At 65.4% G+C, this 24,006-nt stretch carries 22 protein-coding genes; 10 read left to right on the forward strand and 12 right to left on the reverse strand.

What is annotated here, in order from left to right:
- Window positions 1-11: 11 nt before the first annotated feature.
- From JYJ84_RS03325 to JYJ84_RS03345, 5 genes are all read right to left on the reverse strand, one after another.
- Window positions 12-1,424 carry an efflux transporter outer membrane subunit gene (locus JYJ84_RS03325; RefSeq protein WP_175222169.1) on the reverse strand — a complete coding sequence of 471 codons (1,413 nt, stop codon included), beginning with the start codon at window positions 1,422-1,424 and terminating at the stop codon, window positions 12-14.
- The gene (locus JYJ84_RS03330) at window positions 1,418-2,317 is read right to left on the reverse strand and encodes an efflux RND transporter periplasmic adaptor subunit (RefSeq protein WP_175222170.1); all 900 of its coding nucleotides are present in this window, start codon (window positions 2,315-2,317) and stop codon (window positions 1,418-1,420) included. The genes JYJ84_RS03325 and JYJ84_RS03330 overlap by 7 nt, the downstream gene beginning before the upstream one ends.
- A 2-nt stretch (window positions 2,318-2,319) precedes the next feature.
- Complete coding sequence (locus JYJ84_RS03335) at window positions 2,320-2,544, reverse strand: DUF1656 domain-containing protein (RefSeq protein ID WP_122948523.1); 225 nt, start codon at window positions 2,542-2,544, stop codon at window positions 2,320-2,322.
- Window positions 2,541-4,607, reverse strand: coding sequence for an FUSC family protein (locus JYJ84_RS03340; protein WP_175222171.1), 2,067 nt, complete (start codon window positions 4,605-4,607; stop codon window positions 2,541-2,543). Before JYJ84_RS03340 ends, JYJ84_RS03335 begins: the two co-directional genes overlap by 4 nt.
- A gap of 500 nt (window positions 4,608-5,107) precedes the next feature.
- Window positions 5,108-7,492 carry a DNA polymerase II gene (locus tag JYJ84_RS03345; protein ID WP_175222172.1) on the reverse strand — a complete coding sequence of 795 codons (2,385 nt, stop codon included), beginning with the start codon at window positions 7,490-7,492 and terminating at the stop codon, window positions 5,108-5,110.
- A gap of 145 nt (window positions 7,493-7,637) precedes the next feature.
- Between JYJ84_RS03345 and JYJ84_RS03350 the strand changes: the two genes are divergently transcribed.
- Entirely contained in the window at window positions 7,638-8,135 is a 498-nt protein-coding gene (locus JYJ84_RS03350) for a hypothetical protein (RefSeq protein ID WP_175222173.1), read from the forward strand.
- A 129-nt stretch (window positions 8,136-8,264) separates the two neighbouring features.
- On the opposite strand, the gene JYJ84_RS03355 is transcribed toward JYJ84_RS03350, so the two are convergent.
- On the reverse strand, window positions 8,265-8,561 hold the full coding sequence (locus tag JYJ84_RS03355; RefSeq protein ID WP_175222174.1) for a hypothetical protein: 297 nt from the start codon (window positions 8,559-8,561) through the stop codon (window positions 8,265-8,267).
- Between the two features lie 301 nt (window positions 8,562-8,862).
- On the opposite strand from JYJ84_RS03355, the gene JYJ84_RS03360 reads away from it, so the two are divergent.
- From JYJ84_RS03360 to JYJ84_RS03375, 4 genes are all read left to right on the forward strand, one after another.
- Window positions 8,863-9,816, forward strand: a complete 954-nt coding sequence (locus tag JYJ84_RS03360; protein WP_307872089.1) for a sel1 repeat family protein — start codon at window positions 8,863-8,865, stop codon at window positions 9,814-9,816.
- Window positions 9,817-9,949: 133 nt separating this feature from the next.
- Complete coding sequence (locus JYJ84_RS03365; RefSeq protein WP_175222103.1) at window positions 9,950-10,870, forward strand: hypothetical protein; 921 nt, start codon at window positions 9,950-9,952, stop codon at window positions 10,868-10,870.
- Between the two features lie 68 nt (window positions 10,871-10,938).
- Entirely contained in the window at window positions 10,939-11,970 is a 1,032-nt protein-coding gene (locus JYJ84_RS03370) for a tetratricopeptide repeat protein (protein ID WP_240201826.1), read from the forward strand.
- A gap of 25 nt (window positions 11,971-11,995) precedes the next feature.
- A complete protein-coding gene (locus JYJ84_RS03375) occupies window positions 11,996-12,373 on the forward strand; it encodes a hypothetical protein (protein WP_175222176.1) in 378 nt (125 codons plus the stop codon).
- Between the two features lie 32 nt (window positions 12,374-12,405).
- Here the strand turns inward: JYJ84_RS03375 and JYJ84_RS03380 are convergent, their stop codons facing one another.
- Window positions 12,406-13,980, reverse strand: a complete 1,575-nt coding sequence (locus JYJ84_RS03380; protein WP_122948531.1) for an EAL domain-containing protein — start codon at window positions 13,978-13,980, stop codon at window positions 12,406-12,408.
- Window positions 13,981-14,468: 488 nt separating this feature from the next.
- On the opposite strand from JYJ84_RS03380, the gene JYJ84_RS03385 reads away from it, so the two are divergent.
- Window positions 14,469-14,765: a hypothetical protein gene (locus tag JYJ84_RS03385; protein WP_175222177.1), complete on the forward strand. Its 297-nt coding sequence runs from the start codon at window positions 14,469-14,471 to the stop codon at window positions 14,763-14,765.
- A 35-nt stretch (window positions 14,766-14,800) separates the two neighbouring features.
- Here the strand turns inward: JYJ84_RS03385 and JYJ84_RS03390 are convergent, their stop codons facing one another.
- Together JYJ84_RS03390 and JYJ84_RS03395 are read right to left on the reverse strand one after the other, a co-directional pair.
- Entirely contained in the window at window positions 14,801-15,106 is a 306-nt protein-coding gene (locus JYJ84_RS03390) for a hypothetical protein (RefSeq protein WP_175222178.1), read from the reverse strand.
- Between the two features lie 83 nt (window positions 15,107-15,189).
- Window positions 15,190-16,236, reverse strand: coding sequence for an AraC family transcriptional regulator (locus JYJ84_RS03395; RefSeq protein ID WP_175222179.1), 1,047 nt, complete (start codon window positions 16,234-16,236; stop codon window positions 15,190-15,192).
- 94 nt (window positions 16,237-16,330) lie between these two features.
- Between JYJ84_RS03395 and JYJ84_RS03400 the strand changes: the two genes are divergently transcribed.
- The 3 genes from JYJ84_RS03400 (at window position 16,331) to JYJ84_RS03410 (ending at window position 18,828) form a co-directional block, all read left to right on the forward strand.
- Window positions 16,331-17,350 carry a sterol desaturase family protein gene (locus JYJ84_RS03400; protein ID WP_175222222.1) on the forward strand — a complete coding sequence of 340 codons (1,020 nt, stop codon included), beginning with the start codon at window positions 16,331-16,333 and terminating at the stop codon, window positions 17,348-17,350.
- Window positions 17,351-17,386: 36 nt separating this feature from the next.
- Window positions 17,387-18,067, forward strand: a complete 681-nt coding sequence (locus tag JYJ84_RS03405) for an alanyl-tRNA editing protein (protein ID WP_175222180.1) — start codon at window positions 17,387-17,389, stop codon at window positions 18,065-18,067.
- Window positions 18,068-18,297: 230 nt separating this feature from the next.
- The gene (locus tag JYJ84_RS03410; protein ID WP_122948535.1) at window positions 18,298-18,828 is read left to right on the forward strand and encodes a YcxB family protein; all 531 of its coding nucleotides are present in this window, start codon (window positions 18,298-18,300) and stop codon (window positions 18,826-18,828) included.
- Window positions 18,829-18,917: 89 nt separating this feature from the next.
- Here JYJ84_RS03410 and JYJ84_RS03415 read toward each other — a convergent pair whose 3' ends face one another.
- The 3 genes from JYJ84_RS03415 to JYJ84_RS03425 form a co-directional block, all read right to left on the reverse strand.
- A complete protein-coding gene (locus JYJ84_RS03415) occupies window positions 18,918-20,537 on the reverse strand; it encodes a histidine-type phosphatase (RefSeq protein WP_175222181.1) in 1,620 nt (539 codons plus the stop codon).
- A 179-nt stretch (window positions 20,538-20,716) separates the two neighbouring features.
- A complete protein-coding gene (locus JYJ84_RS03420) occupies window positions 20,717-21,151 on the reverse strand; it encodes a phosphatase (RefSeq protein WP_174956790.1) in 435 nt (144 codons plus the stop codon).
- Between the two features lie 332 nt (window positions 21,152-21,483).
- A complete protein-coding gene (locus tag JYJ84_RS03425) occupies window positions 21,484-22,842 on the reverse strand; it encodes an NAD(P)/FAD-dependent oxidoreductase (RefSeq protein ID WP_174956681.1) in 1,359 nt (452 codons plus the stop codon).
- Between the two features lie 100 nt (window positions 22,843-22,942).
- On the opposite strand from JYJ84_RS03425, the gene JYJ84_RS03430 reads away from it, so the two are divergent.
- Complete coding sequence (locus JYJ84_RS03430) at window positions 22,943-23,896, forward strand: LysR family transcriptional regulator (RefSeq protein ID WP_122948538.1); 954 nt, start codon at window positions 22,943-22,945, stop codon at window positions 23,894-23,896.
- The last annotated feature ends 110 nt before the right edge of the window (window positions 23,897-24,006 follow it).

Genomic DNA, 24,006 nt, shown 5'->3' on the forward strand with positions numbered 1-24,006 from the left:
GTCACGGTTCGTCATTGCCAGCCGCCTCCGAGCGCGAGGAACGTGGTGATCTGGTCGTCGTTCACTGCTTGCCGGGCCGCCGCCACGGCCGTTTCGGCCGCGAGCCAGGTACGCTCGGCGTCGAGGGCCGCGAGTCCGCCGATCCGCCCGCCGCGCCGCAGTTCTTCGGTTCGCGCCATCACGTCGCGTGCCGCGTCGCGCGACGCCTCCAGGCGCTGCAGCCGGTCGAGCGCGCCCGCGTAGGTGTCGAGCGACGTCTCGGTTTCGCGCAGCGCGGTGAGGACGGTCGCATCGAAATGCGCGAGGCTCGCACGGCTGTCGGCCTGCGCGGCGTCGATGCGGTCGCGAATCGTGCTGCGATGGAGATTCCACGTGACCATCGGGCCGATCGCGAAGCGGTTCGTCAGCGGCGTGAAGAACGCGGCCGCGCCGCCGGTCGAACCGATGCTTGCACCGAGCCGGATATCCGGATACAGCGCGGCCGTTTCGACGCCGATGCGCGCGGTCGACGCGGCGAGCCGGCGCTCGGCCGCACGGACGTCGGGCCGGCGCTTCAGCAGCGCGCGCCCGTCGCCGGACGGAATCGGCTGCGACAGTTCGAGCGGCTTGTTGCACGACAGCAGCGCGCGATCGTAGTTTTCCGGCGGCTGGCCGGTCAGCGTCGCGAGCCGGAATGCCGCGTTCAGCCGGCGCGCCCGCAGCGGCGCGAGCTGCGCGCGGCTGTTCTCGATGCCGCCCTGGTCGCGCTGCTGCTCGAAGGTCGGCGCACGTCCGTTCGAGATCAGCTGGCGGGTAAGGGCGAGGCGGCGCTGCTGGACGTCGATCGAGCGATGCAGCACGTCGATCTGGTTGCCGGCGTTGCACAGGTCCGAATACGCGCGCGTGACTTCCGCGCTGACGTTCACGCGCACGAGATCGCGCGCGGCGGCGACCGCCTCGTGGTCGGCGGACGCCGCTTCGATCCCGCGCCGGATCCCGCCGAACAGGTCGAGGTCATAGCTCATCTCGAGTCCGATGTTGTAGATCTCGTGCCGCGGCGGCTCGACATGCGACAGGACCGACGCCGCCGATTGCTGCGTGTAGTTGGTCGACGCGTCGACGCCGACGCTCGGCTCGCGCGCGGTGCGCGTCGCCGCGAGCAGCGCACTGCTGCGTTCGAGGTTCGCCTGCGCGGCGCGCAGGTCGACGTTGCTGGCCAGCGCCTTTTCGACCAGACCGTCGAGCGTCGGGTCGTTGTAGAGGCGCCACCAGCGGTCGGGCAGCGGGTCGCTCGACGCGACCGATGCCCCCGCAACGAACGCATGGTTGGCGGCCGGTGCGTTTACGAGGGCGTTCGACGGCACGCGATAGTCGGGGCCGACCGCCGCGCATGCGGCGAGCGCGACGCACAGCGCCGCGATGGTGGTCGTACGCAGGCTTACCATGGCAGGCTCCGGTGCACCGTGACGTCGCCGGCCCGCGCATGAATCTCGACCGACGCGGTTTGTCCCGGCACGAGCCGCACGCCGGGCGGCACCGCATCGATCGCGATCCGCACCGGGATGCGCTGCGCGAGCCGCACCCAGGTAAACGCCGGGTTCACGTTCGCGAGCTGGGCGTCGCCTCCCGCGCGCTCGCGGTCTTCGACGCCGCCGGCGATGCTCTGCACGTGGCCACGGATCTCGCTCGCGACGCCCATCAGATAGATGCTGGCCGGATCACCGATATGAATCGCCGGCAGCTTGGTTTCCTCGAAGTAGCCTTCGACGCGCAGCGACGTGTCGTTTACCAGCGCCATCGCGCCCTTGCCGGCGTTCAGATACGCGCCGGGCAGCAGCCCGACGTTGGTCACCGTGCCGTCGATCGGCGCACGGACGAGTGTGCGCTCGAGGTTCAGCGCGGCGAGGTTGCGTGCGGAGCGGGCCTGCGCGAGCGCGGCACGCAATTTTTCGACGCGTGTCGTGCCCTGCTGGGTCGATTCCTCGGCGACCACGTCCGGCATTGCGCGATTGCGGCGATCCTCGCGAATCGCTTCGTCGAGTTCGGCCTGTTCGCTCGCGACGTTCGCGTCGGCCTGTTCGAGTGCGATCCGGTAGCGCGACGGGTCGATCACGAGCAGAACCTGGCCCTTCGTCACTTTCTGGTTGTCGTGTACGCGCACGTCGGTGACGAGCCCGCTGACGTCCGGGGCGATCGGTACCACGTCCGAGCGCACCTTGCCGTCGCGCGTGAGCGGTTCGATCTGATAGCGGACCCACAGCCCGTAGATCGCGCCGAGGATGCCGAGGATGATCGCGACCGTCAGCACGGTGCGTAACAGGGGGATGATTCGCTTCATGTTCAGGAAAGGAGGCGATACGGGAAATACGCGTCGGCGAGACGGGCGATGCCCCACCACAGCACGAAGAAGGCTGCCAGTTCGAGCAGCGCCGGTTGCCAGAGCAGCACGCGCAGCGGCAGGCGAAGCAGCACGCCACGCAACAGGAACGTGACGATCAGCGCGACGATGGCCCACGCCAGCGCGGACGGCAGGTAGATGCCGAAAATGTGGATCTCTTCGATCATCGCGTCGTTCCTTCGACGAGTTGCACATGCGGGAACAGGTTGCAGCGCATGCCGACGAGCGCGAGCAGCGTGGCGTCGTCGCGGCCGGTCGGGTTGCGCGCGGCCGCGCCGATCGCGCGGTTCAGCGTGCGCATCAGCGATGCGGTGGCCGGAACCGGATGGTGCGCGTCGGCGCGCTCGCGATACAGCGCCGACACGGCTTCGAGCGCGGCCTCGATCGCGACACGCGTCTGCGCATCGCTTCTGTCGAGTCCTTCCCGCACCTGGATGATGTTGCGGCCGATGCGCAGGTCGCTCAATCCGTCGACCGCATGCAGCGCATCGCCCGGATTCGCGAACGCCATGCGCGCGGCGACCTGGCCGAGCCGGTCGACCGCGCGCGCGGTCCAGGTGGGCGCGTCGAGCGGCCGGTGCGGGTCGGCCATCTGCGCGAGATCGGCCCAGTTCTGGCGCACGATCCGGTAGGCGGTCCAGCGCGTGCTGGCCGAGCGGAACAGTTTGGTCACGACGAGCGTCGTGACGATGCCGCCGACCTGCGCGAGCCCCGTATTGAGGAACAGCGCGAAATCGGCCTGGAAGCGATCGAGAAAGCCCATGGCGACGATGAAGCAGGAAAACATCGGGAGGGCGCGCGCGGTGCGCGCCGGATCGGCCTGGATGTAGCCCATCCAGATCAGGGCCGGTGCCAGCGTCAGGATCAGCATCCCGGCGCCGTCGACACGCGGCAGGATCACGAACAGGTACAGCGCGGCGAGCGGAAAGGTGACGAGCGTCGAGACGAGGTAGCGGCCGATCACCGGTGCGGGATCGTCCTGCGCCGCGAACGAGCAGGTGACGAGCGCGGCGAACGCGGCGGTCGCCGAGCCGTTTGGCCAGGCGAGCAGGATCCACACCGCGCAATAGATCACGATCGCGCTGGTCGTCGCGGCACCGGCGAGCAGCGCGAGGCCGTGATCGCGCGCGAGCTTGAAGCGGCGCGTGCCGTCGGCGGGCGGCAGGTGACGTTCGAGTTCGGCATCGCTTTCCGCGAAGGTCCGCACGAGCCCGCGCGCCGCGTGCAGCGTGTCGATGAATTCGGCGGTGCGGTCCAGCAGGTTCGCGGCGAGCAGCGATGTCCAGGCCGGATCGGCCAGGCGCTCGGCCGCCAGTGCGCGGCAACGCGCGGCGAGGCCGACGTCGAGCGTGTCTCCCACTTCCTGCGACGCGTGCAGGTCGTCGATCACCGCATCGACCAGCGCGGCGGTTTGCGCGTCGACCGCGTTATGCGAGCGCAACTGGTCGAGTCGGTTCGCGGCGGCCGACGCGATCGACAGCAACGCCGCGAGGCGATGCTGCAATGCCGTGGCCGTGTCGCGCGTGGCGAGCGCGAAGCGCTGGTCGAACGGCAGCGTCGTCGCGATCATCCCGAGTTCGGTGACGTCGGCCGCGAGCTTGCGGCGATGCTCGTGCTCGAGCCGCGTGTGATGCGTGCCGAACGCTTCGGCGGTCCAGCGGCACGCATCGCCGAGAAACGACAGCGCGCGTTCGTGGATCACCGGCCGGCTGTTCGCGGGCTTCAGCAGCATGTGCGTGATCGTCACGCACAGGATCGCCACCGTCATTTCCTCGACGCGCGACACCGCGGTGATGAAGATGTTGGTCGGATCGTCGAGATACGGAAAGCAGATGACGGCCGAGCTGAACGCGGCCATCTGGAACAGGAACGCGCGCGGCGTGCGGTCGAGCACCGCGAGATAGATGCAGAAGCCAATCCACAGCGCGAGGCACAGCACGAGCAACACCGGCGAATTCTGCAGGTTCGGGGCGACCACGACCGTCACGGCCGCGCCCGTGGCGATCCCCGCAAGCCGGTAGATCGTCTTCGGGCGGAACGCGCCGGCCATCGGCTGCGCGGTCACGTAGACGGTCAGCAGCGCCCACCACGGGCGCGGGAAGCTGACCGTGAACGAGATCAGCAGCACCATTGCGGCCGCGATAAACGTGCTGATCGAGAAAAGGAGCTTTCTCGGATCGATGGAGAATGGGTCGCGCGGCCGAAGCGGCGCGACAGTGGCTTGCGACACGTCGGGTTCCTTTGGCGAGACTGGCGAAGGGGATGCAGCGAATGCGCTAGGGCGCGGGAGGCGGCGCGCCGCAGGTCATGTCGTGCGGCGCCGTTTTACGGCATGTGCCACGCGGGAGGGCGGCAGGGTGCATGGAAAAAAGCGTCCACGCGAAACGGGGTGTTCTGGCAGGCATGTCTAGCACGGCGTGCGCGCCTTTTCCTTTTTATTCAAGCACATGGCCACACGTTGGGGGACGGCGGGTGCCACGGAATCTCGGGTAGGAAGGATCAGGGTTTCATTCGATTGCGATGCCCGAAATTGTGCGCTGCGGCGCGCGCGGCGTCCAAGTCGGATTTCCGACCGGGGCAATCGGTTTTACTTATCGTTCGGCATGCCGGCGCGCAAGAATGCCGATCGATGGCGACGCGGACGAATCGGCGGACCCGTCGCGGGCGCGCGTTGGGCGGCGTGCCGGGAATCGGTTGCAGGCGCAACCGGGCAGGCCGGATGCCGTTCCGTCAGTCGCCGAACAACTGCCCCTGACCGGAGATCACGCGTTCGAAATCGTCGCGCAGGAACGGCAGGATCGCGTCGGCGACGGGTTGGAGCTGACGGCTCAGGTAGAACGCATAGTCGATCGGCGAGCGCATGGTTTCGAGCGGCTCGGGGCCGGCCGTCGTCATCACGTAGCTGATCCAGCCGCCGCGCTGATACTGCAGCGGCCTGCCCTGTGCCTGGTTGAACTCGTCGGCGATCCGTGCCGCGCGCACGTGCGGCGGCACGTTGCGCTCGTACTCGCGCAGCGGCCGGCGCACGCGCTTGCGATAGACGAGCTGGTCGTCGAATTCGCCGGCCAGCGTGCGCCGCACGGTGTCGCGGATGAAATCCTGGTACGGCTCGCGGCTGAACACGCGCCGGTACAACTCGCGCTGGAACTGCTGCGCGAGCGGCGTCCAGTCGGTGCGCACCGTTTCGAGCCCCTTGAAGACGAGATCCTCGCCGCCGTCGGCCGCTGCCGCGAGGCCTGCGTAGCGCTTCTTGCTGCCTTCTTCCGCACCGCGCACGGTCGGCATCAGGAAGCGGCGGTAGTGCCGCTCGTACTGCAGCTCCAGCGCGCTCTCGAGCCCGAAGTGATCGCGCAGGTGCGCCCGCCACCAGCGGTTGATGTGCTCGACGAGTGCGCGGCCCTTGGCGCCGGCTTCGTCGTCGTCGTGCGCGCGACCGAGCCACACGAACGTCGAATCGGTGTCTCCATAGATCACTTCGTAACCCTGAGCTTCGATCAGCTCGCGCGTGCGGTGCATGATCTCGTGGCCGCGCATCGTGATCGACGACGCGAGGCGCGGGTCGAAGAAACGGCAGCCCGTCGAGCCGAGCACGCCGTAGAACGAATTCATGATGATCTTCAGCGCCTGCGACAGCGGCGCGTTGCGCTGCCGCTTCGCCTCGTCACGACCTTCCCACACGCGGCGCACGATATCGGGCAGGCAGTGCGCGGTACGCGAGAAGCGCGCGCCGAGAAAGCCGGGCACCGACACGTCGTCGCCGGGATTCGCGAGCCCTTCGATCAGCCCGGCCGGATCGATCAGGAACGTGCGGATGATCGACGGATAGAGGCTCTTGTAGTCGAACACGAGCACCGAGTCGTACAGCCCGGGGCGTGAATCCATCACGAAGCCGCCGGGGCTGTTTTGCCCCGTCACGTCGCCGAGGTTCGGCGCGACATAGCCGAGCCGGTGCATGCGCGGCAGGTACAGGTGCGTGAAGGCCGCCACCGACCCGCCGGTGCGATCGGCCGCGAGGCCCGTCACGCTCGCGCGTTCGAGCGCGAAGGACAGCAGGTCGGCCTTGTCGAAGATCCGCGTGACGAGCTCGCAGTCCTTCAGGTTGTAGCGCGCGAGTGCCGGCTTGTCGTGATCGAAGCGGCGCTGGATCTCGTCCATCCGCTGGTACGGGTTGTCGATCGACTTGCCTTCGCCGAGCAGCGCCTGCGACACGTATTCGAGGCTGAACGACGGGAACGTCCACGTCGCGGATTTCAGCATGTCGATGCCGTCGAGGATCAGCCGGCCGGCCGCGCCCGCGAAGAAGTGGTCGGGCTGCTGGCCGTGCGCGCGCCAGTCGAGCACGCTGCCGCCGCGCCCGAGCTTCAGCGGGATGCCGTATTGCTCCGCGTGCGCGTGCAGGATGCGCAGGTCGAACTGCACGAGATTCCAGCCGATCACCGCATCGGGATCGTGTTCGTCGAACCATTCGTTGAGCCGCGCCAGCATCGCGGGCCGGCTGTCGCAGTAGTCGAGGCGGAAGTCGACGGCGCGGGCTTCGTCGCTGGCGTCTCCGTTCGGCGGGCCGAGCATGTAGACCTGCCGTTGCCCGCAGCCTTCGAGCGCGATCGAATACAGCTCGCCGTGGACGCTGGTTTCGATGTCGAGCGACACGCAGCGCAGCGTCGGGCGATAGCCGGTCGCGGCCTTCAGTTCGGCGCCGGTCAGCGTGCCGTCGCGGCCGGGCTGCCCGCGAAACTCCACGCAGGCCGTGATGAAGCGCTCCATCGCGTAGCGGTCGGGCGGCTGCACGTCGGCTTCGTAGACGTCGACGCCGGCCGCCGCGAGGCGCTTCTGCAGCCCGGACAGATGGCGGTAGCGCTTGCAATAGAGGCCGACGACCGGGCGCTGCCGGAAGTCGCGCAGCGCGAGCGGGCGCAACTCGGCCTCGCGCTCGCCGGCCAGTGCGCGTTCGGCGAGCGCCTGCTGGTCGGCCGGAATGAACGCGACGGCTTCCTGCGGGCGCAACTGCACGCGGCGCGGACCGTGTTCGGTTGCCAGCCAGAACTCGATCTCGATGCCGGTCGCGGTGTCCCGCCAGTGGCGGGTGAGGATGAAACCCTGCTCGAACTCCGTCAAAACGCTTGCCCGTCGTGGATGCCCAGGCGGCGGATTTTAGCGCTTGGGCGGGTGGTGTGCCGGGATGGGGTGGGCGAGACCGTCCCGGCATCCTGGCCAATGATCGTATGATTCGGAATCGATTGAACCCATCATGGATCGTTTAATGAAACTCGCGACTGATCGCATCGCACGTATTGCCGGTTACGTTGTTGCTGTGGCCTGCCTGGGTGGAAACGGGAGCGCGATATTCGCGTCCCCGACACCGAAGGTACTGCCGGCCGCCACGGAAGCCAACTGGATACAGGCGGTCAAGCGGCATCGCACCAAGGATGGCGCGACGGTGGCCGACGTGCTGGCCTATGCGGAAAAAATGCGGCCGCGCATCTTCAAGGCCGGACGATTCGAAGTGGGTTACAACGGCGCGACCGGCGTTGCCAGCTCGGTTTCGATTGGGTACTGGATCGGATCGCAGCGCGCGCCGGACGATGCGTTCGTCGATCTCGGATATTCGATGTCACCCGATGGCCGCGTGATGCCCGTCTCGCCCGACCAACACACGGCAACGGCATTGGAGAACGGGCGGAAGGCATTTCTGCGCGCTGTCGACGATGCTTATCGCGACACATGCCTGTCCGATCCCGATCATCCGCCGGCGTGCTGACAGGCATCGTTCATCACCGTCGTCGCACGATCCGGGCGACCTGATACGTGTCGGGTCGCGCGCATTCATCGTGCGCGTCGCGTTCACTTCCAGTACGGGTTCCGCGAGCGCCTGCTGTTCGGCGCGGAATCAGGCAACGGCGAGCCGTTGCGCGACACGCCATTCGGTGCGCGTGGTATCGAACGGCTCGAGCCGCCAGCGTCGCGCGGTGACCGTGTGCCGCTTTTGCGTCACGTATGCGTCGACGGAGAGTTCGAGCGCATCGTCGTCGACGCGGATGAGCGTGGCGGCCGCGCCCGATCCGTCGGCGAATTCGATTACGGCCGCATGCGGCTTCGCGGAACGCGGCGCGTCGCTGTCGAAGGTCACGATGCTGCCGGGATACAGGTGCGAATGGGTTGCGCGTAGCAGCAGGGCGGTGGGCATGGCGGGCGCTCCGGTCGGTGTAGCGCGGCAGAGGCGTGTGATGGCTGACCGCCTTCGTGAGAGTGAGGTCGAGTGGCGATTTCAGGTTTTCAATGATTTGAATGCCGCCCGATTGACGTCACGGAATCATCGTTCGTAGAATCGCCGGTCAAGAACAACATCATTCCGAGAGAGGCGCTACGGTTGCGCACCGTATGGCCGTAGCGATTGAGCCATGAACCGACACCTTTGGGTTGTTGCGTTGCCCGTCCTGTTGTGTGCGTGCACGAAACGAGCGCCCCAGGCGACCTCATCGCCTGACATGGGTGCCGTGCGCGCCGATCTTGTGTTCACCTGCACACAGCAGGCGAACCGATTGCCGCCACTCGATCCGCAGGCTGACAGCCTGTTCCGTTACGCGCGATACCTGGAAAAGAAGAACGGCCCCAGGGACTTCAATGATGTTGCCCGCTACTACAGGATCGCAGCGGCGCACGATCATTACAAGGCCAACCAGAACCTGCAATCGCTCGTGTCGCAGGGGGTGGCCAACTCCCCCGATGCGCCGGCCGAGGTTGTCGGCCTGGGCATGAAACTGGTCAAGCAAGGTATCCCGGGCGGCTACTACGATATCGGGCACGATCTCGAGACGGGCTATGGTTTGAAGCAGGATGCCGAAGGCGCGCTGCGCTACTTTCGCAAAGCCGCCGATCTTGGCAATCCTGAAGCCCAGTTTTATGTTGGAAATCTGCTGTTGCCCAACGACAAAGCGCCCGCGATCGCAAGACAAATGTTGGCATGTGCAGCCGATCAAGGATCCGGTCAGGCTGCCAATTTGCTGGGCGTCGATCAAAAGACAGGGGGGTTGTATCCCGATGCCGCCAGGACATTCCAGAAAGGGGTAAGCGCAGGCGATACGCTGTCTGCCTCGTTCCTGAGAGATGGATTCAAAGGACCGCCGCCGTCGAATCAGCTCGATTACCTTGCGCTGCAGAGCGATCCTGAACGATCCCGTCGATACGATCTGATCGGCAAATTTCTCGATGCCAACGACGGCCGCAACCCGACGGTACCCGACATCGACAAGATCGTTCCATTGCCGCCCGCCAAGCTTCCGCCGTGGGACGGCACGTTCCAGTGGAAAAAGGAGCAGGATGCGGCCACGCCGCCGAAGCAACCGACGGACGAGCTCATCAACGAGATGGCGAAGGCCAGGCATCTCGATCCGGCGACAGGGCTGCCGCTCCCGGGATCGGCAGATCACATCGCAAACTGAGCACCCTGAAAACGTCGCGTCCCGTTTGCCGTTGGGTACGGCGGCACGAACCGGTCAACCCGGCCCGGAACAATTCACCTGAAGGTCTGGCGCCACACCATTGACTGATCACTCCATTTACCCAGGAATCCCCATGACCTCACCCTCCCGGCAAATCTCGTTACCCGGCGCCGCTGCACTCATCGCAGCGGCCATTACCACGGCGCAGTTCCTGATCGTCCTCTACGTGTGGTCGACGAGGTCATCACCGTCCGTGGGTGGGCTGGCTGTGCAACTGTCCAGTTTCATCGAGACCCTGGTGTTTCGAACCGGCCTGGTCTTCCTGATCGTCCGATGGCACGGAGAGAATCGCGATCGGCTTGCATTCCGCCGTCCCGTGTGGCCGTTGACAGCCTACGCGTTGTGCCTGCTGCTCTGGCAGGCCGCGCAGATACTGGTATACCAGGCGCTGATGGGACTGTTGGATAGCGGTGCCCTTAGCCTCGCGCAGATCGGAACGATCATCGCCCCGGTGAATGCCGTCCTCTATGCGCTGGTGGCCGGGCTTGCGTGGTGGTTCGTCGCCCACCTGTTCCGCAACGATGCGATGCCCGGCGCGCCGCGCGGTAATCCACGACGGTCCATTGCGGGTCTCGCGGCCTGGCTGTATGCCAGCGGATTGCTGCTCTTCATGCCGCAAGCCGTGCTGATGTCGCTCAACTACTATGACGACAATCTCAAGCTTGTGATGTTGACCTATGTCGGAGGCTTGGTCCTTTGCGCCGCGGTAGTCTTCGCCGGCGCGATGTTCGGCCTGCCGCGCGAACTCGGGCGGCTGCACGTCTGGCGTCTGCTGGGGGCGTCGCTTGCGTCGATGGTATCTGTTTTGCTGGTGGCTTACGGGGGGCTGAGCGTGCTGGGCGATACGCTCGGGATAATCAGTTTGCTGTCCGGAATCATGCCGATCGTTGCTGTCGCCGGAACCGGCGTGGCCTACTGGGTGTGGTTCCGCGTGTTCTATGCCGCTGCGCGTCGCGAGGCTGCTGCAACGTCTCAAGGCATGCCGTCGGTATGAAAGCCGCAAGCGGATCGATCTGCTCTCATCTTCTGACATCCGTGGAACGGTCCGATCGAGGTCGCTCGATGCCGATAGCGGTGATCTACAGCGTTATTTTTGCAGCCCTGGCGCTGTTCGCGTTGAGCGTACATGCGGAGGGCTTGCCTTCTTCGACTGCAAGGTCATCGGCTGCAATGTCGGATCTTCCGCGCAACGAAAAGCTGCCGCTGTTCGACCCGCATCGAAAAAGCTTCACGTGCGTTCATCAGGACCAGCATGTGCCGCCGATCGATCCTCAGGCCGAGCGATGGTTCCAGCAGGCGCTCGCACTCGACAATCCTGACATCTACTACGAGCAACGCGACTATCCGACGATCTACCGGCTCTACGTTCAGGCTGCCGATCGCGGGCACTGGAAAGCGATGCTCAATCTGGCGTCCCTGATCCGAAGCAATTATCCCGGCGTGCCTCGGCATGATCCGGAAGCCGCGATCAGGTGGGTTGAGAAAGCCATGCAGTTGGGTGTACCCGATGCCAACGACATGATGGGCACCTATCACCAGAGCGGGTTGGTCAAGGGCGGCGATGCGACCAGTGCCTATGCGTTTTTTCAACGGGCCGCGGATATGGGCAGTCCTTCGGCCCAAACGTTTCTCGGCTTCAAGATGAGCGGCAACTACGACAGTCCGGACGGGGAATTCTGGGGGAACGCGACTATTGGCCTGGAAATGCTGCAATGTGCGCTCGCTCAAGGTGATGGCGATGCAGCTTACGATTTGGGGGGCTTGTATAAAGGAGCGACGCCTGAGTCGAAACTACGGGCACTCAAGGTCTTGCACGAGGGTGTCAAGCTGGGATGCGCGAAGTGTGCGAAAGATCTGGCATCGGAGTTTCGTGGATTTGATCTGACCAGCGGCAATAACCTTGTGGGTCACATCGACACAGCACGCGCCGAACGCTATTTCAGGTTGGGCGAAGCACTTGAGCACGCGCAAGGCCGCCTGAAACTGCCCAACCTCGACAAGGTTCTCCCCCTGCCACCCGCCCCCCTGCCCAAGTGGGACGGGAATGCGAAAACATTGATCGACGCGGTGCTGATCGCGAGCCCGCAAACCTGACACGACACGATCTCGAGAACGAATCATGCGGAAGACAATTCTGATACGCACATGCATCGCGATGCTTGCGATCGGTACGAGCCTGGGCGCGAACGGCGCGTACGCAAAAAACACGGTGGACTGCGCACAGCTCAACGCGGCAACGAACGGCCCGGACGATAACTTCCGGCCGCCTGCTTCCGGCACGGTCATCGGCGCGGGGCGCGCGTATTTCTACTCGGCGCCCGACGCGCAATGCATGACGAAGCGAACCTTCATCATTCCCGGCGATTCGGTCACGGTCTACAAGTCGCACGGGCGCTGGTACAACATCATGTACATGAACGGCAAGAGCGGCGAAGATTTCGAAGGCTGGGTCGAGCAGGGCCGCGTGCGCCTCGACGGTCAGTACGGCGCGCAGTAGCCGTCGGCAGGTATGCGTCGGCGGCAACGCCGCTACACCGGCACCGACGCGAACTCCTGCTTCAAATGCTCCACGCGCTGCGGCCGCTGATACAGGTAGCCCTGCGCGTACTGAATCCCGACCGCATGCAGCGCACGATGTTGCGCTTCCGTTTCCACGCCTTCCGCGATGATCTTCAGGTCGTAGTGATGCGCAACGGCTGCGATCCCCTCGATCAACCCCGCATTGCCGCCGTTCAGTGGCGAGACGAACTGGCGATCGATCTTCACGTAGTCGAACGGAAAGCGCGACAGCATGTCGAGATTGCTGTGATGCGTGCCGAAATCGTCGATCGCGAACTTCGCGCCTTTCGCTCTCAGCGCATGGAAGATCGCGGTGGTCCGCGCGTTCTTTTCGAGCAGGATGCGTTCGGTGACTTCGAGCACCAGCGTAAAGCCGGGCGGCAGCGCGCGGATCGCCGCCTCGACGACAGACACGAACTGCGCGCGCTCGAGATCCTTCGGCGCGATGTTGATGGCGATGCGCAGCGGCATGGACGGCGTCAGCGCGGACAGTTCCGCCACGGCCGTCCGCAGCACGAATTCCGTCACTTTCGGCAGCACCGCGCTCGATTCGACCTGCGGGATGAACACGGCCGGGCTGATGGCCCCCCACTTGGGATGCTGCCAGCGCAGCAGCGCCTCGACGCCGACGGTCCTGCGCGTCTCGACATCGACGATCGACTGGTACACGACGTGAAGTTCGTCGCGCCTGAGTGCATTGCGGACGGCCTTCAGCAGCAGGCGGCGCGGCGCCATCGCCAGCAGGTAGGCCGCCATCACGAGGCCATCCGCCAGCAGCACGATCGTGATGCCGATCAGCCGATAGTGGTGCCGGACCTGCGACGTGTAGTGCGCGGATGCGGCAACCGATACCGTGAACGGCCAGCGGGGCGACGCGATCGTGCTTCCGCCTGCAGGTTCCGCGGCCGATTCCGGCGAAAACTTCCCGTGCTGATCGAGATGGCCCGACCCCGCGATCGACAGCGTCGCGGTTTCCGTCCCGTAGCGGGCGCCGTGCGCGAGCGCGTCGGCCACATAGTCGCCTTCGATCAGATAGAGCACACCCGCGCCGGGCGCGGTGGCGTAAAACACGGGCAGCACCGGGATGCCTTGCTGGAACGGCGTCTGGCGCAGCAGCGTGACGAGCGTCGATCCCGGTTCCGGTTCGTGTGTGTAGGCGCCGAGCGGCAAGTCGATCGCCCCCAGCGCGGACGAGCACATGACGCGGCCGCCGTTCACCAGCGCGACGGCGCGCAGGTAGCGCAGGCGCGTGCCGATCTCGGCGAGGGTCCGGAATACCGTCGGGCAGGGCCGCCCGACGAGCGCGGTGAGTTCGTCCACATGTCGCAGGCGGGCACCGTCGAGGATGCGATCCACCGATGCGACGATGTCGTTCGCGATCACGCGTTCATGCTGGGTGACGGTGTCGCGTGCGTAGCGGTCGGCAAGCACGATCGCGCACGCCGGCACGAGCACGCAAACGATTACGGCGACGAAAAAGACGACCCGCGGCCACGCGCCGCTGCGCTGGAAAACGGGCTTCGAGCCTGGCGTGAACGCCAACATTCCCGCGGTCGCCTTTGGTGTTGTGTGTATGAAGCAGCAAGTCGAACCGGTCGATCCAACCGTGTCGCGCATGCGTCATGCCGGGTGCGGGCAAGGCGGTGTGCGTGCCGGTATCGCGATGCGATCGATTCTACGGTCGCGACGGGCATCTGCGGCAACTCCGTCGCAATCGGCCGTTCATTTCGGAGGCCGACCTCTATAAACATGCGCATGCAGTGCACGGTTATGGGCGTAGCACACCGAAAAAACCCCCGGCCGCAGGGTCGTGCGGCCGGGACGAAAAACACCGTCTCTTGGCACGAGGATGGTGCGCGGCAAGTATAAGATGTGACGAGAGATTGTGAAATATTGTTATTCAACAATTGGTGTAGTTTTGTCATTGTGTCTCGACGGGAAACATTCGTTCAGAATGTTGTTTTCGTCGACCTGCCGCTGGCTTGCAAGCGGTCGCCGCGCGCCACGGTCGCGCGTCTCGCCGGAGTGTTGAGATGGAAGAAAACACCGTGCCCACGGTCGTCGTGACCGACGGTGCGGCCGCAGCCGACGGCGGCTCGCTGTGGCTCCAGATTGCCGTGAACGGGCAAGTCCGCAACTACCGGCTCGATCGCGCGCTTACGTCGCGCGGGACGCCGCGCTACAACACCATCAGCAGTGGGCATGGGCCGCTTTCGAAAGCTGAGCGAAAGGCATTGCTCGCGCTGCTGCGCCGCATTGCCGACCCCGCGATGTGGGCCGGCATGGTCGGCACGTTCGTGCAGGTGCTGCAGGAATCCGGCGGTGAATGAACGTTGCGGTACCGGTGCGTCGCGCGAGCCGCGATTCAGAAATCGTTGCGCATCTTGCGGAGCAGATCGCCGGCCGACTGGTGCGTATCCACCGCGGTGAGGACATCGGTCAGGAACCACGGCAGGTTCAGTTGCGTATTGGAATCACCGACGCAGACGCGGATCGGCGGCGCCTTCGATGGCGAGCGGGCGTCGGGCCTGGCGTCGCGGGATGGCACGCAGTTTTTCGCGTGCGCTTGAACGGGCGCCGGCTCGGCGCCGCCGGATGGTGCGCCGGCGGCTGCCGGCAAGCTGACGGCGGCAAGCAGGGTCAGGACAGCGACAGCGGCAACGCGTTTCATGGGATTCTCCGGCGATGCTCGTTCGACCGCGCGGGCGGACGCGAGTTCGTCGGCGGCACGGTGGCCACGGAGGCGTGCCGCGCTCAGCCGCGCGCGACGTTCGCTGCCCGCGCAGGTTGCCGGCTGCGCCACTGTTGCGGCGATTCGCCGGTCCAGCGCCGAAAGGCGCGCGTAAAGGCGCTGTGTTCCGAATAGCCGAGCAGCCACGCGACTTCCGCGAGCGTCAACCGCGGATCGTTCAGGTGGTCGATCGCGAGCCGTCGCCGCGTGTCCTCGCGCAGTATCCGGAAGTTGAGCCCGAGTTCGGCAAGCCGACGATGCAGCGTGCGTGACGACACATGCAGATCCGCAGCGATCTGTTCGATGCTCGCTTCGCCTTGTGTCAGCAGGCGCGCGACGGCTTCGCGCACCGACTGTTCGAGGTCGTCCGTCTGCCGCAGCTCGGCAAGCAGCGCGCTCGCCTGGCGTTCCATCATCTGCAGCAGCGCGTCGTCCGGTTGGCGCAGCGGCTGCATGAGCAGGTGCAACGGGAACGCGAGCCGGTTCACCGGCTGGCCGAACCGCACCGGGCAGCCGAAATACTCGACGTACGGCCGTTCGTCGGCGGGCGACGGGTGCACGAAGCAGACCTCGTCGGGCCCGTGATGCGTGCCGGTGATATTGCGCGCGAACTGGACGATGGCCGTCAGCGCGACTTCGTCGACAAGCGGGCCGAGCGGCTCGGGCGCGTCGTGCCATTCGATCGCGACCGAGGTCACCTCGACCCGCACTTCCATGCGCGCGACGTTCGCGATCAGGTGTTCGTATTGTTGCCAGCGTGCAAGTGCGGCGCCGGCATCGCGGCACGCATGCAGCGCGTAACCGAGCGCACCGAGGTGGGCGGGCGTGATCCGCTGGCCGACGTGCAGGCCGAGCAGCGGATCGTCGAGCGCGCGGACCGCGCATTCGAGCAGGCGCCGCCAATGCGCGCTCGCGTACAGCGTGAGCCCGCGATCGTCCTCGGGCGGACGCGCCTCGCCGAGCACGCGCGCGGCATCCTTGCCCTGCTCGGACAGGTAGTCGAACAGCAGCCGCACGTAGGTGCTCGAGTAGTAGACGCGCTGCGTCGATAGCGGGGAGGCGGCGGGCATGGCGGAAAGTGTCAAGTAATCGTCGGCAAGTGTCAACGCGGAGCGACCCGTGCGCGACCATACTGCCGGTCAGTTCCTGATCGAGGCCGCGAACATGCCGACCGAGTTGATGACGTGGCTCCATGCGTTCCTGGGTAACGACGTGGACTGGAAGCAGGTGCTGCTGATCGGCATGACACCGGTCTTCCTGATCGCGTTCGCGATCGAATACGCGGTGATGACCGGGCGCGGCCGCCGCGAGCCGTTTCGCTGGAAGGAGATCGTCGCGAACCTGTCGCTCGGCGCCGGCTATCAGGTGGCCGAGACCGTGATGGGGATCTTGTTCACGGGCGCGATCTTCGCGTGGGTTTACCGGCACCGCTGGTTCGACGTGCCGGTGAACGGTTTCACGATCGTGCCGATCTTCGTCGTCGTGGAGTTCTGCTACTACTGGTTTCATCGCACGTCGCACCGTGTGCGCTGGTTCTGGGCCGCGCACGTGCCGCATCACAGCGGCGAAGTGATGAACTTCACGACGGCGATGCGGCAGTCGCTGCTGAACGCGTTCGTCGGCGTGTTCGTGTTCTATCTGCCGCCGGTCTGGTTCGGCATCCCGCCCGCCGTCGTGCTGTTCCTGCTCGCAGTCGATCTCGCATACCAGTATTTCGTGCATACCGAAGCGATCGGGCGGCTGCCGCGCTGGTACGAGTACGTGTTCGACACGCCGTCGAACCACCGCGCGCATCATGGCCGCAACCCGCGTTACATCGACAAGAATTACGGCGGCGTGCTGATCATCTTCGACCGCCTGTTCGGCACGTATGTCGAGGAAACGGAGCCGGTCGACTACGGGATCACGCAGCAGATTCGTTCGTACAACTTCCTGGTGCTGAACCTGCACGAATTCGTCGACATGTGGCGCGACGTGTTCGCGCCCGGGCCCGTCCTGCAGCGGCTGAAACACCTGTGGATGCCACCCGAGTGGGAGCGGCCGGGGCATCGGCCGATTCATACGTGGAGCGTCGAGCGCAAGGGCGAGGATGCGGCTGCGACTGCGGCGCGTGTCATGCCTGACGAGGAGGCGCTGGCGCCAGGGCGCAAGATCGTACAAGCCACCCGCACGCGTTCCGGCTAACCTGCGTGCTTTCCTCGGCGAAAGGCACGGCGGGCGATGACGAAGAAAGTATTCTGGGACGATCCGTACCGGACCACGCTGGATACCGTCGTGAGCGACGTCGACGGCGCTCACGTGCGGGTGGACGCGACCATCTTCTTTGCGTTTTCGGGCGGCCAGGAAAGCGACGCGGGGTCGCTCGGCGGCTATCCGGTCATCCAGGCCGACAAGCAGGGGCTCGACATCGTCTATACGCTGCCGCACGATCATTCGCTGAGCGCCGGCGATCGCGTGACCTGGCGCATCGACTGGACGCGGCGGTACCGGCTGATGCGTCTGCACTTTGCGGCCGAAATGGTGCTGCAGCTGGTCTATCGGCTCCGGCCCGGCATCGAGCGCATCGGTGCGCATATCGGGCAGGACAAGGCGCGCATCGACTTCGCGAGCGACACGAGCGTGGCGCCGCTGTTTCCCGAGATCGAATCGGCCGTGGCCGACCTGTCGAAGCGCGACCTGCGCATCGTGACCGACTTCAGCGATGTCGACGCGCAGCGCCGGTTCTGGACGGTCGACGGCTTCGCGACGATGGCGTGCGGCGGCACGCATCCGGCATCCACCGGCGAGATCGGCATGCTGACGCTCAAGCGCAGGAATACCGGGAAGGGCAAGGAGCGGATCGAGGTGATGCTGGTCGAGCCGGAGATGGCCGGCGGGCAGCGGGGCGAGCGAGTGGTGTAGCCCTCGACAGCGCACGCCCGAAAGGCCGAACGCCGTCGCCGATACGTGATTCGGCGAAGCCTTTGTTCCACACATGTATATTGACGGTCCATGCATCGAATGGCCGGCGATTTCACCTGGCTTCGTTTGCAGGTCACCCTGCGCACGCATCGCCGACTGTCCGGATCGCGGCGCGCGCGGTGAAACATCCAGCGCAAGCATAAAAAACAGCGAACATTCCGAGCCCGCGCATGAGCGATACCGAGATCCTGTTTCAATTGACCGAGGAAGACCTGGTCCACGCTTACCGCCTGAATCTTCGGCGCAAATACAACTGGAAGTATCTGCTCACGACATTCGCGATCATGGTGATCGCGTACATCGTCATTTTTTTCGGTGGTTTCCGGGTGGTAACCGGCGCCTGGCTGGAATGGCGCAATGTCTGGTGGATAGCGGGAATCGCGGCGGTGGTTTCGATCGGCGTGCCGCTGCTCTACCATCTGATGTTGGGTCGAGTCGCCCGCAAGATCTACAGCCAGCAAAAGACGCTCCATCAGCCGCACACGGTCATCTGGCGAAGCGAATGTTTCATCGTCGAATCCCCGACGTCGCACGAGGAATTCCGCTTTGCGGATCTCATTCACTGGAGCGAAGATCGTGACGCGATCCTGCTTTATCAGTCGGCGCTGATGTTTCGCCTCATACCGAAGCGGGTGCTTGCGGAACCGCAGGTGGCCATTTTGCACCAGACGCTGCTGCAGAACGGCGTCCGCAAGATCTAGCAGGCCGGTGAGCGCATGCTGAAATCCGGACGCGTTGCGTCGCCCCGGTTTCGAACGGGTTTGTCGCAGGATGCGTATCCCGCGTCACCTCACTGATACCCGTAACACTGCTTCAATCCCGCGTAGTCGTAGAAGTGACTGCCCGGCGCGATCTTCGCGCCGTCGCACGCGGCCTGGAAATCCGTTTCGCGCTCGTTGTACAGCATCTTCACGATGAGCCGCGATCCGTTGCGATAGACATCCCACTGCATGTTCGCGGCCATCGGCGACACCTGGTCGCCGCGCCATGGATTGTTCGCATACGTGTAGGTCTGCGCCTGCGGTGTCGGCACGAACACGTTCTTCAGGTTCATGATCGACGCGAACGGAATCACGATCTCCGCATGCGTGAAGCGCAGCTTCGCGGCGCGGGTCAGGTCGCCGCGCGCGATCGCATCGACTTCGCCGAAGAAATCGTCCTGCAGCACCTTCGCCATCCGGTACGTGACGGGGTTCGCTTCCTGGATGCCGGGCCCCTTCTGGTAGTAGTCCTCGGCATCCTGCAGATACGCGAGATACTGCGCCTGCTGCGCGCCGATGTACTTCTCCATCGTGACGCCGCCGGTTTCCGCCGTCATCGCGGGCGCGACCTGCAGCAGGTTGTACAGCACGTTCACCGCATCGACGGCCGTTGCGATCTTCGTCTTGCCGTCGCCTTTCAGCGTGTTGGTGAACTTGCCGTCCGCCGATGTGAATGCGTAGTTGCCCGTGTTCGCGAACGTGTAGCCGTCGGTGCCGAGCTTCGCGATGAATGCCTGCGACACGAGTGCGGACAGCACCGTTTGCGCGACGTCGGCCGCTTGCGGTGCGACCTTGATTGCGTTGAGCTTCGCAGCCACCGTCGGGTCGTTCGCATAGGCCTGGTATGCCTGGCTCGCCTGGTAGGTCGCGTAGTACGGATTGCTCGTATCGGTCACGAGATCGGTGGCCGGTTTCAGCGAGTGGAAATACAGCAGGAAGCGGTTGGTGCCGGCCGGCTGCGCGACCGGTGCGTTCGCGGGATAGCCTGACGGCGCGGCGGGCAGCGTGATCGCCGTGGCCAGTGCCGGTTGCGCGGCCACGAGCGACGCGGAGAAATACGTCGAGCTGTCGACCGCGCGATCCTGGCCCGAGTTGACGACGACGACCTGCCGGTTGCCGGCCGCGAACAAGGCGGGCAGCCGCTGCGCGAGACGCGCGGCGAGCTGCTGGTGTTCGCGGATGCCGGTTTGCGTGAGGTTGCCGTACCCGGGCGTCGAGATGCCCGCCACGCCATACCCGAGCAGCGCATTGGCTTTCATCATCGCGAACGTGTCGGCCTTGAGCTGCGCGCCGAGCGTGGTCAGCGCGCCGTCGGCCTCGGCCTTGACCAGCATCGCGTAGATCGCGCCGTCGTATTTGAAGCCCGACAGCCCGCGCGAGCCGTGGCGGGCGACGAGTTCGGTATAGACGGGCGCGTAGCCGGCGGGCGGCGCTTCGTACGTCGCGGCGTCCTGCTGCGGACGGTACGGCGTCTTCGTCTGGTAGTAAGTCGCGGGTGCCGGCGTGGGCTGGGGTTGCGGCTGCGGTGCGGGCGTCGAGCCGCTGTTGTCGGCAGAAGCCGCGGGCGGTGTCGAGTCGTCTCCACCGCAAGCGGCGAGCAGCAGGCAGGCAATCGCGAGGGCGGTGGCAGTGCGGGGCGGGCGTGTCATCGTGGTGTGCAACGGGCGGGGCGATGCGGGTTCGCGCCGTTCCGTCTCCGGGAGTGATCGATCAAGCCCGGAAGTGTTGCAAGCAACTTTGACAGCATAATGTCAGGATTCGGTCGGGCAATCGTCGGATTGCCGCCGGATCGTGGACGGCCGGACGTAGCCGGCCGGTTTGCCGGCGTTCAGTGCAGGCCGGCCGATGCGATCGAGCGCACGGTGTCGGTGATGTTCACGCAGCGCGACAGGCCGAAATGCTCGGCTTCCCGGCGCTCCGGTTCGCTGCTCGCGATCGCCACCGCGCGTTCGGGCGGCACGCCGAGTGCCTGCAGCGCGACGTCGAAAGGATTCTGGTTTGATCCGGAGTCCTGCTGATTGGCGTCCGTGACGACGACCGAGAAGCGGTCGAGGTTCGCGCGGCCGAACTGGCCTTCGAACATGTCGCTGAGCCGTGCGGCCGGCAGCGTCGTGACGAGACCGAGTCGATATCCTTCTTCCGATGCTCGGTCGAGCCACTGGATGATCGCGTCGCGTTGATGACGCGATTCGTGCGAGTCCGGTGTTGCTTCGATTTGCGCGAATGCTGCGTCGAGACGGGTGACGATGGCTTCGATAACCACGGTGATTCCTCTACAGAGACGTGATGATCCGTTCGCCGACGGGAATGCCACACACCTTAGCGTCGATCCGGAAAACGCGACCAATTAATATTTTTATCCGACCCATACGATTTGGCTAATGAATCGGGTGGCGAGCCAGCATGGGCGCGGGATGCGTGTGATGCAGCATGGTTCGCGCGAATGACATCGTATCGACGGCCGTCGATGTGATGCACCAGATTCGCGCACGCAGTGAATGTGCTGCACCGTGCATGTGCATCAAAAAAAGACGGCATATCGAGCGATGCACGCCCGATATGCCGTGTTGCGATGCTGCGTGCGAACGGGTGCGATCAGTGCAGCTTGATCGACGGCTGGTTGCGGCTTTGCAGCCAGTGGCTCAGCGACTGGAACAGCGCGCGCTTCACACCGACCACGCTGAACAGGTGCTTGCGATACAGGAACTTGTACAGGCCGATCGCGGCGAGCCCGTCGACGATCAGCGAGCGCGAACGCACGCCGAGGTCGGCCTGGTACACGGCGCCCGCATGCCCGAGCGACACGACGGTGCCCGCATCGCGGAACGTGAAGCCGGCCACCGGCTTGCCGGCGACGCGGCGCGCGAACGCGTTGACCAGATACACGGCCTGCTGGTACGCGACCTGCGCGCGCGGCGGCAGGAAGCCGCTCGCACCGGCGGTCGGGCATGCGGCGCAGTCGCCGAACGCATACACGTGCGGATCGTCCGGTGTCTGCAGCGTATCGGTCACGATCACCTGGTTCGAGCGATTGAGCGCGATGTCGCCGATCTCCCGCAGGATCGCGGGGCCCGCCACGCCGGCCGCCCAGATCGTGATGTCGCTGGCGAGCCGTTCACCGGTCGCGGTCGTCACGGCATCCGCACCGACTTCCGCCACACGTGTATCGGTCAGCACGTCGACGTTCAGCGCGCGAAGCTGCGCGTGCATCTTGCCGGACAACCGCTCGTCGAGCGCGGGCAGGATGCGCGGGCCGCCTTCGATCAGCCGGATGTGCACGTCGCGCGCGGACACCAGCGCCTTGAAGCGGTATGTCGTCAGCTGCTGGATCGCGTGCCGCAGCGCGGCGGCCAGCTCGACACCCGTTGCGCCCGCACCGATCACGTTGATGCAGATCGGCGCCGCGCGCTGCGCAGGCTGCTGCTCGGCCAGGTGATTGGCCCTCGTGCACGCCGCGAGGAACTTCCTGCGGAAATCCTCGGCCTGGTCGAGGTTTTCGAGCGGCAGTGCGTGGCGCGCCGCACCCGGCACATTGAAGAAATTAGTCACGCTGCCGACGGCGAGCACGAGGTCGTCATAGCCGAGCTCGCGCTGCGGCAGGATCTCCGTGCCGTCCGCGTCCTGCACGGCCGCGATCGTCGCCGTGCGTGCGGTGCGGTCGACCCGCTGCAGCGCGCCCTGCACGAAGCGGAACCCGTGGCGCTTCGCTTGTGCCGCGTATTCGATCGTGTGGGAGGCCGGATCGCGATGGCCCGATGCGGCTTCGTGCAGCAGCGGCTTCCAGAAGTGCGTCGGATAGCGGTCGACGAGCACGACTGCGGCTTGCCCGCGGCGTCCGACCGTATCGCCGAGACGCGTGGCGAGGTGCAGGCCGCCGGCGCCGCCGCCGACGATCACGATGCGCGGCAGGCGCGGTGCGCGGTCCGTTGCAAGGTTGGGCGTGGTGTTGTCCATGTTGGGCTCCCGCTGAATGACGATTCGGATGACATTGCTCAAGAACCGACGATATAGTTTCGAACCCACTCGAACAATTTAATGTTTATAAGCGACTCATATGTATTCACTTATAGGAAAGACCGCGACATTCCGGCAGCTGAAGGCGCTGGACATGATTGCGCGGCTCGGCAGCGTGTCGCGGGCGGCCGAGGAGTTGAACCTGACGCAGCCGGCCGTGTCGCTGCAGGTTCGCCTGCTCGAGGAGGCGGTGGGTGCCGCGTTGCTGCAGCGGGTGGGGCGCGGCGTGCAACTGACCGCGGCCGGCGAGATCGTGTCGCGCTATGCGCGCGAGATCCTGCATTTGTGGAGCGAGGCGGGCGACGAAGTGGCCGCGTTGACGGGCGATCTTGGCGGCACGCTGCGGATCGGCGCGATCACGACGGCCGAGTACCTGATTCCGCCGCTGCTCGTGAAATTCACCGCGACGCGTCCGCATGTGAAAACCTATTTCAAGGTTGGAAATCGCGACGACATCATCCGCATGCTCGCGACCCATGAAATCGATCTCGCGGTGATGGGCAGCGCGCCGAAGGAGCTGCGCACGCACGCGGTCGAGTTCGCGAAGCATCCGATGGTGTTCGTCGCGGCGCCCGGCCATCCGCTGATGCAGCGCAAGCGCGTCGCGCTGAAGGATCTCGAATCTGCGCACCTGCTCGTGCGCGAACGCGGCGCGGGCACGCGCTCGACTGTCGAGAGCCTGTTCAAGAACGCCGGTTACCGGTTCCATGTGGGCTCCGAACTGTCGAGCAACGAGGCCATCAAGCAGATGGCCGAAGCGGGGCTCGGCATCGCGTTCCTGTCGTTGCACGCGTGTGCACTCGAACTGCGCGCGGGGCTGCTCGGGCAACTGCCGTTCCCCGGCAACCCGATCGAGCGCGAATGGTATGTGGTCACGCTCGCCGACCGGCGCATTTCACAGGTCACGGGGCTGTTCCGCGATTTCCTGATCAAGCAGGGCGCGCCGGTGATCGACGGCGCGACGGTGGCGCCGCACGAGCGCCGGCGCAAGTAGGCGAACTACGCTGGCCGCGAGGCCGGTCAGACGAGCCCGAAGTCGTCGTTGCTGTCGGGGATCGACGCGAGCAGCCGCTCGAGCCGGTACCAGCCGACGATGCGCAGGCA

This window comes from Burkholderia sp. LMG 13014 (genome assembly GCF_905232215.1).
Lineage (GTDB): Bacteria > Pseudomonadota > Gammaproteobacteria > Burkholderiales > Burkholderiaceae > Burkholderia.

Coding starts and splice junctions, on each gene's coding strand:
- JYJ84_RS03325 (WP_175222169.1), bottom strand. CDS start 1,424: ATGGTAAGCCTGCGTACGACCACCATCGCGGCGCTGTGCGTCGCGCTC.
- JYJ84_RS03330 (WP_175222170.1), bottom strand. CDS start 2,317: ATGAAGCGAATCATCCCCCTGTTACGCACCGTGCTGACGGTCGCGATC.
- JYJ84_RS03335 (WP_122948523.1), bottom strand. CDS start 2,544: ATGATCGAAGAGATCCACATTTTCGGCATCTACCTGCCGTCCGCGCTG.
- JYJ84_RS03350 (WP_175222173.1), top strand. CDS start 7,638: ATGAAACTCGCGACTGATCGCATCGCACGTATTGCCGGTTACGTTGTT.
- JYJ84_RS03355 (WP_175222174.1), bottom strand. CDS start 8,561: ATGCCCACCGCCCTGCTGCTACGCGCAACCCATTCGCACCTGTATCCC.
- JYJ84_RS03360 (WP_307872089.1), top strand. CDS start 8,863: ATGGGTGCCGTGCGCGCCGATCTTGTGTTCACCTGCACACAGCAGGCG.
- JYJ84_RS03365 (WP_175222103.1), top strand. CDS start 9,950: ATGACCTCACCCTCCCGGCAAATCTCGTTACCCGGCGCCGCTGCACTC.
- JYJ84_RS03370 (WP_240201826.1), top strand. CDS start 10,939: ATGCCGATAGCGGTGATCTACAGCGTTATTTTTGCAGCCCTGGCGCTG.
- JYJ84_RS03375 (WP_175222176.1), top strand. CDS start 11,996: ATGCGGAAGACAATTCTGATACGCACATGCATCGCGATGCTTGCGATC.
- JYJ84_RS03380 (WP_122948531.1), bottom strand. CDS start 13,980: ATGTTGGCGTTCACGCCAGGCTCGAAGCCCGTTTTCCAGCGCAGCGGC.
- JYJ84_RS03385 (WP_175222177.1), top strand. CDS start 14,469: ATGGAAGAAAACACCGTGCCCACGGTCGTCGTGACCGACGGTGCGGCC.
- JYJ84_RS03390 (WP_175222178.1), bottom strand. CDS start 15,106: ATGAAACGCGTTGCCGCTGTCGCTGTCCTGACCCTGCTTGCCGCCGTC.
- JYJ84_RS03395 (WP_175222179.1), bottom strand. CDS start 16,236: ATGCCCGCCGCCTCCCCGCTATCGACGCAGCGCGTCTACTACTCGAGC.
- JYJ84_RS03400 (WP_175222222.1), top strand. CDS start 16,331: ATGCCGACCGAGTTGATGACGTGGCTCCATGCGTTCCTGGGTAACGAC.
- JYJ84_RS03405 (WP_175222180.1), top strand. CDS start 17,387: ATGACGAAGAAAGTATTCTGGGACGATCCGTACCGGACCACGCTGGAT.
- JYJ84_RS03410 (WP_122948535.1), top strand. CDS start 18,298: ATGAGCGATACCGAGATCCTGTTTCAATTGACCGAGGAAGACCTGGTC.
- JYJ84_RS03415 (WP_175222181.1), bottom strand. CDS start 20,537: ATGACACGCCCGCCCCGCACTGCCACCGCCCTCGCGATTGCCTGCCTG.
- JYJ84_RS03425 (WP_174956681.1), bottom strand. CDS start 22,842: ATGGACAACACCACGCCCAACCTTGCAACGGACCGCGCACCGCGCCTG.
- JYJ84_RS03430 (WP_122948538.1), top strand. CDS start 22,943: ATGTATTCACTTATAGGAAAGACCGCGACATTCCGGCAGCTGAAGGCG.